Below are 6,000 nucleotides of genomic sequence, written 5' to 3'. Positions count from 1 at the left end.
GTGCAGTAATGAAAAGCTTGACCAATTGTTCGTTAGTAAGCTTTTTCATATCGTAGTTCATAAGAGGACAAGCTAAATGCTTTGTTGGTAATAAAGATAAACATTGACTAATGACTGTTTTTTGAGCTAACATAATAGAGGTTTTGTGCTCCTTTTGTAGATAGTTTGTTTTTGGGAACAAACAGTCAATACATCTACAATAGGAGCTTTTTTTGTGTTTGTCTATAACTTCTCCCGCTCTATTTACTTATTTTGGAACCTATGCAAAGCCAGTGGGTGAGACCCCACAGGCGCAGCCGAGGAGGCTCACCGCCCGCCCCGCGGAGTCGTGCACCTGGAGCGGAAATCCATTGTTTTTACTCAGCCACAATCTTTGCGAAGAGAGCATTTATTATGGTTTTGTCCCAGCCTCTCCTGCCCCTAATTCGTTCCCCAGGGCGATGATTGATTGGTTAATACGCCAAATATAATACATGTGGTGGATCAAATCGGCTTTCCCCTTTTGTCTGCTTGGTGATAGAGTTTCTATTCTGTCTCTTTCTTCATCCAAACTCCAGAAAAGGGACTTATTCTCCTTTTCTTTTATAAGATCTTGGAGTAAATCAATGTTGATTCTAAGTTTTTTTTCAGTCAAAACAAACACTTCCTGTAAATCACCAGGGACGCCCGCAGAGACATTTCTATGTGAGGAAGCAAGCAAGTGCTTTGCATAATAATTGATAGAAGTAACGACCAGCATCCATCGGCTGATACCGGACTTTGTTGCAGAGTCCGGCCTTTGCAGAAGTGATTGTGCCTCGTCCTTGATTACTTGAAGCTTCTGATCTAAATCGAAGGCTTGGTCAGTAAGTTCTTTAGGCTCCTGGTCTATGAATGTCTTTAAATAATCAGAGGTGTACTCTTTGAGCTCTTCCAGAAAATCATCGAAAGACTCTGTTACTTTATCTGTCGTCTTCTTTGGCAGAACAAGCGCTGACACGAGTAAAGCGATCAGAGCTCCTGCAATGGTATCAATTACTCTCGCTGTAATTAGTTCTACACTGATTCCACCGAGCAGGAGGTCATACATGAAGGCGATCAGCATTGTGATAAAGAAACTCATCCATGTATACGAAACGGTAAAAACATAAAATGTAAGAAAAATGACAACAAAAAGCAATATCACTTCAAGGGCGGCATTTCCGGTCACAAGATTTGCGGCAATGAAACCTGCTGCTGCTCCTATTACTGTACCAAGTGAGCGCTGAAAGCCTTTAACGTAGGTCCTACCGACTGATTCTGTTCCAATCTGAATAATAAAGGTTGTCAGGAGTACCCAATAAGGCTGTACAGGTGAGATAATATGCCCCGTAATTATGGCAAGGATACCAGCCACAATGGACTGAATGGCTTTCCTTGTTGTTGGTTTTAATGTCTTTGTTTCTTCTTCCTTTTCTTCCGGCAGATCTGCATATTTCTCTTGTGAAGAAGCATTATAGTATTTTTCGACGTTCTGGCGTGACTCTGGAGAATTCATTGATTGTTGAATAATTACAGCTGCATCGACTACATGGTTAGCGATCGATTCAATTCTTCTTAGAGGATAAACCCACTTTTGGGGTTCCTCCTGTGAATTAAGAACATCAGCAAGAAGTAAACGAAGCTCTTGCACAGCAGATTCAGCGTCTTGAAGAGCGTGTGATGAGTAGTTATGGGAAAGAACTTTAGTATCCCTTAAGGATTGAACGATCCGGACGACTAATTCCTCAATATCATTCTGTTCGAAAGCTCCCTGCCCCTCCAATTTTTCAACGGAAGCTGTCAGCGTTTGAATAAGCATTTCAGCATCAAAAATATAGAGGCGTAACTGGGAAACTGAGATACCCGGCCATAGCTTCCTCAAGTCTTCCTCGGTTATGTCTCCTGCTACCATTCTGGAATATTCGTTCAATCGTTGAACATTTTTATCCAGCAGTCTCTTTTTCTGCTTTCTGTTCTCCGGTTCTAATATCCATTGAATTAAAAGAGTTAGAACCAAATTCGTCTGAATATGAAAAGAACGCAATCCCCTTCTTAATCCATGGGCCGATCCTTTGAAGATGACAAAATTATATAGAAAAGAAAAAAACACTCCGCACACAATACCTATGTAGAACCAGGATAAATGAGCTGCATCCAATGCCAGGATCGATGAAAAATAAGTCGTCATAAAGGCAGTCATGCCCATTGAGAAATACCGTATCTGTAATTTGGAAAAATAAAAGGCACTGAAAATTATAATGACCATTAAAATATTCAGAATAAATGGATGCCCCGTTGATAGAGAACCAATAGTAATACCTGCTGCCCCGCTTATTCCAATAAGAAGGGTTGTTACTTTTTTCTTTGCCAGCGTGTCATCCATCACCAGCATGATTGACAGCAGTCCCACCATACCGGCAACGATGGCGGGAGTTATGGTGCCATAATTAAATACATTAAGTAAAAGCATCATAGTAAAGACGGATGTGATGATGCTGATTGTTGTTTTACCTGCCGACTGAAATCTTTTTCTGCCGGGGTCTGACGCTAAAAAGCGGCCCAGCCAAACAGGCTGATTATGTAATTTCTTCATTTTTTATCATACCTTTTCTAAAAACCATACATTCTACTCTTATATCGTACCCCTTTTCATAAACAGGTAATCCAGGGCTTCAATCAGTTTTTAGATTCTACCATAGACTTTGAATATAAATACAGTAACTTGTCTTATCCCTGCTTTTTAGCTTTGACTTTAGACAAAAATCTTGTTATTTGACATCTTTTTTAGAGACGATTATACTGTTTCAAGTAAATAGTCGTTATAGCAACTAATTAACGGAGGAAACAAGTGAACATTAAATTTAAAGATTATATCAGTATCAAAATTCACAAAACCGATTTGAACCTGACCAGCTATATTAAATCCATGCTGGAAGATTTCAATCTGGCTCCAGAGCAGAATCTGGTTATGATGCTTCTTTGGGAAAAAGATGGCCTGGCTCAAAATCAGCTTGCTGAAAACCTGGGCAAAGACAAAACCAATATTGCCCGAATGGCCTCGAATCTTGAGAAAAAGGGATTTATTAAACGAACCAGCTGCCAGGATGACCGCCGCTCTCTAAAACTTCACTTGACAGAAACAGGAAAAGTATTGGGAGAAAAGGTGCTTCCTATAGCTGAAGAATTCAACTCGCTGGTTTGTAAAAATATTTCTTCTGAAGAGATTGCGGAATTAGAAAGATTATTGAACAAGATCAACACCAATGTTCATGGAGAGAAATAAGAATCCTCTCTATCCTGAGAAGTTGCTATAACAACTAGAGTATATTTATCAACGGAGGTTTTACCATCATGGAAAAAGTATTATTCATTAAAGCAAACTGCAGACCAATCGAACAGGCTGTCAGTGTAAAGCTATATCATACGTTCTTAGAAAACTACAAGGAAGCACATCCTGAAGACGAAATCACCGAGCTTGATCTTTTTCATGAAAATCTTCCTTATTATAATAATGACATGATTAACGGTATGTTCAAGCTTTCGAAAGGTATGGAATTGACTGAGGAAGAGCAAACAGCAGCAGACACGGTCAACAAATACCTGAATCAATTTCTTGAAGCAGACAAAGTAGTGTTTGCCTTCCCGCTATGGAATTTCTCCGTCCCGGCCGTTCTTCATACGTATCTTGATTACATGGCACAAGCAGGAAAAGCATTCCGTTATACTCCAGAAGGACCTGTAGGATTGCTTGGTGAGAAAAAGGCTGTATTGCTTAATGCACGTGGTGGAGTTTATTCAGAGGGTCCTGCACAAAACTCAGAGATGTCCGTGAATTATGTTCAAACAATGCTGAGCTTCTGGGGAGTGACGGATATTCAAAGTGTAATTATTGAAGGCCACAACCAATATCCGGATCAAGCACAAACCATCATTGAAGAAGGATTAGCAAGAGCTGCTGAACTGGCTGGTCGTAAGTAAACAACCATAATAACCAAGAAAAAGTGGATGCCCTGCTAAAGGCATCCACTTTTTTGATTATTTTAAGTAAGGAAAACAAGGAAATTTGATGAGATCCTTAGTTGAGACAGGGGTAACGACGGTTTGTGTACTAACAGGCTGTTTCAATGAAAAGGCCTTCCCGCTTCCATCATAATATATTGGTTTTTCTTTTGAATGAACCATTGAACAACCCCCGGGTTCTTATGTACTTCATTAATTATAATTCAAAATTAAGTTAATTGGAATAGTTTTCCTGTTAATAGGGGTCTGTCTTTGCTTATAGTTCAATTGGAAGTATAAAGTTTTATCATTTCTTTACTCATTTTCTCCATTCGATTCAGTACATCCTCATTGATAATAACATTGCTACCGTCGAAGCAGGAATTGTGAACGAAAACATTCCTTGCCGGCAGGGTCCCTTTCAAGAAAGAGATAATTGGCTTTAAGTGATACTCCGGGACCAGGTAATGTTTTTCCGATCCTGCAGTTGCCACCATCCCGACCACTTTACCATCAAATCCTTCCTGAGGGATATGGTCAAACAGGTTTTTGAGCACCCCTGAAATGGAAGCCTGATAGATCGGTGTCCCAATGACAAGCAGATCTGCTGAGAGAATCGTTTTAACAACTTTCTGTGTATCTTCATTATATTTTTCTAAAGGATACCCTTTAACCATTTCTACGTCAAAGTCCCTAAGATCAATCATTTCAGTTTCCAGGTTTGCATTCAGTCTGCCAGCGGTCTTTAATGTTTCATTAACCGCAATAGCGGTCTTTGAACCAGCCAAGGCACCTGATAGGCCAACAAGCTTCATACTGTAATACCTCCCAATGAATATTCTTATGCTGTAAAGCAAACATTCTCATTATTTTTACAATTATACATTACCATATAAATTGAAAATTTTCGCTAATTAAGCTTGCGTTTAGGAAAATCCACTATCAGTTTCAAATGAATCATGAGGAAAATTACAAGAAAGGCAGCTGCGGGCAGCCATTCAACCGGGAAAATCAAATCGGCTGTATACCCTGCCAGAATGGGTAGCGGCAGCGAGAATACTGCCATTTTCCATAAATATTGATACTTCAATTTCCGTTGTAAAACTGATGCAGCTCCAACCAGCAAGACGGTAATCAGGGATATTCCCGCCAATACTGCAAAAGCTGCAAAAAACGGTCCAAGAACAAGGAATTGGATTAAGAAAAGACCATCCCCTTCACTTCCGTTCACTAAAACGTCAACAAAGCCGGGAAGATTGATGATGATGACTAAAGAAAACAAATAAAGCAAAGTATAAGTCAAATTCGTCTTATTCAAAAAATTGCGTGCCTTTTTGTTCGGCAGCTTTAAAGCGTTGTAATAGATGTGAATCAATTTCATGCTAACCCCTACCATTCATTTATGCATAAATCGCAAGTTCTTTTTCTATATGTTCTTCAATCTTTTCCAAGCATTCTTCAGCGGTCTTGGCAAAGATCCTCTTGCCATTCACAATAGCATAAGGACGTTTGGCACACATGCCGCAAAAAGATAAACAAGTGTTTTCAAGGACAGATACTTCCGGATATTTGGATTCAAGTATCTCTTCCAGATTTATAGAATTAATCAAACTGCCATCGCAAATTTCAACAACAACAATTCCCATACCGGATTCCTCCTTTTTAGGTGTAGTTATAGGGTAAGAGAATTATGCCTTTCTCTTTAGCTCTTTTAGTAAACTTTGTATCTATTGAATATTAATTTAAAAAATGATCGCCATAGTAGAGTAGAATAACCTGTTAGTAAGAAAGAAAAGAGCTTCTCTTCCTTTTTTAGAGAGAAAAATTAGGACTTGGGATTTTCGAAAACAACCATATATGAGAAAACAGTCTTAGCTTAAAAACCAATTATAGCAAATTTGATCCATTTATTCTTAGAATAGAAATGACAATTTCAAAAACCCTGTCTCAGAAAACATGGTTGACAGGGTTTTCTATCCGATTCAAATGGAGGGTGAGGGT

At 39.1% G+C, this 6,000-nt stretch carries 6 protein-coding genes; 2 read left to right on the top strand and 4 right to left on the bottom strand.

Translation table 11 applies throughout. The annotated features are described in order from the left end of the window. Nucleotides 1-391: 391 nt before the first annotated feature. Nucleotides 392-2,593 carry an FUSC family protein gene (locus FZC79_RS15910; RefSeq protein WP_148947755.1) on the bottom strand — a complete coding sequence of 734 codons (2,202 nt, stop codon included), beginning with the start codon at nucleotides 2,591-2,593 and terminating at the stop codon, nucleotides 392-394. 255 nt (nucleotides 2,594-2,848) lie between these two features. Here FZC79_RS15910 and FZC79_RS15905 point away from each other — a divergent pair, with 255 nt between their 5' ends. Together FZC79_RS15905 and FZC79_RS15900 are read left to right on the top strand one after the other, a co-directional pair. After that, a complete protein-coding gene (locus FZC79_RS15905) occupies nucleotides 2,849-3,283 on the top strand; it encodes a MarR family winged helix-turn-helix transcriptional regulator (protein WP_148947754.1) in 435 nt (144 codons plus the stop codon). 68 nt (nucleotides 3,284-3,351) lie between these two features. Beyond that, the gene (locus FZC79_RS15900; RefSeq protein WP_148947753.1) at nucleotides 3,352-3,978 is read left to right on the top strand and encodes an FMN-dependent NADH-azoreductase; all 627 of its coding nucleotides are present in this window, start codon (nucleotides 3,352-3,354) and stop codon (nucleotides 3,976-3,978) included. A 305-nt stretch (nucleotides 3,979-4,283) separates the two neighbouring features. On the opposite strand, the gene FZC79_RS15895 is transcribed toward FZC79_RS15900, so the two are convergent. The 3 genes from FZC79_RS15895 to FZC79_RS15885 form a co-directional block, all read right to left on the bottom strand. Beyond that, nucleotides 4,284-4,814, bottom strand: coding sequence for an NADPH-dependent FMN reductase (locus tag FZC79_RS15895; RefSeq protein ID WP_148947752.1), 531 nt, complete (start codon nucleotides 4,812-4,814; stop codon nucleotides 4,284-4,286). 95 nt (nucleotides 4,815-4,909) lie between these two features. Continuing rightward, a complete protein-coding gene (locus FZC79_RS15890; protein WP_148947751.1) occupies nucleotides 4,910-5,380 on the bottom strand; it encodes a hypothetical protein in 471 nt (156 codons plus the stop codon). 19 nt (nucleotides 5,381-5,399) lie between these two features. Then, nucleotides 5,400-5,645, bottom strand: a complete 246-nt coding sequence (locus FZC79_RS15885; RefSeq protein WP_148947750.1) for a DUF1450 domain-containing protein — start codon at nucleotides 5,643-5,645, stop codon at nucleotides 5,400-5,402. Between the last annotated feature and the right edge of the window lie 355 nt (nucleotides 5,646-6,000).

This window comes from Rossellomorea vietnamensis, assembly GCF_008180615.1.
GTDB lineage: Bacteria > Bacillota > Bacilli > Bacillales > Bacillaceae_B > Rossellomorea > Rossellomorea vietnamensis_D.
The sequence above is the reverse complement of the archived record's forward strand: the minus strand, read 5'-3'. Positions and strand labels throughout refer to the sequence as shown.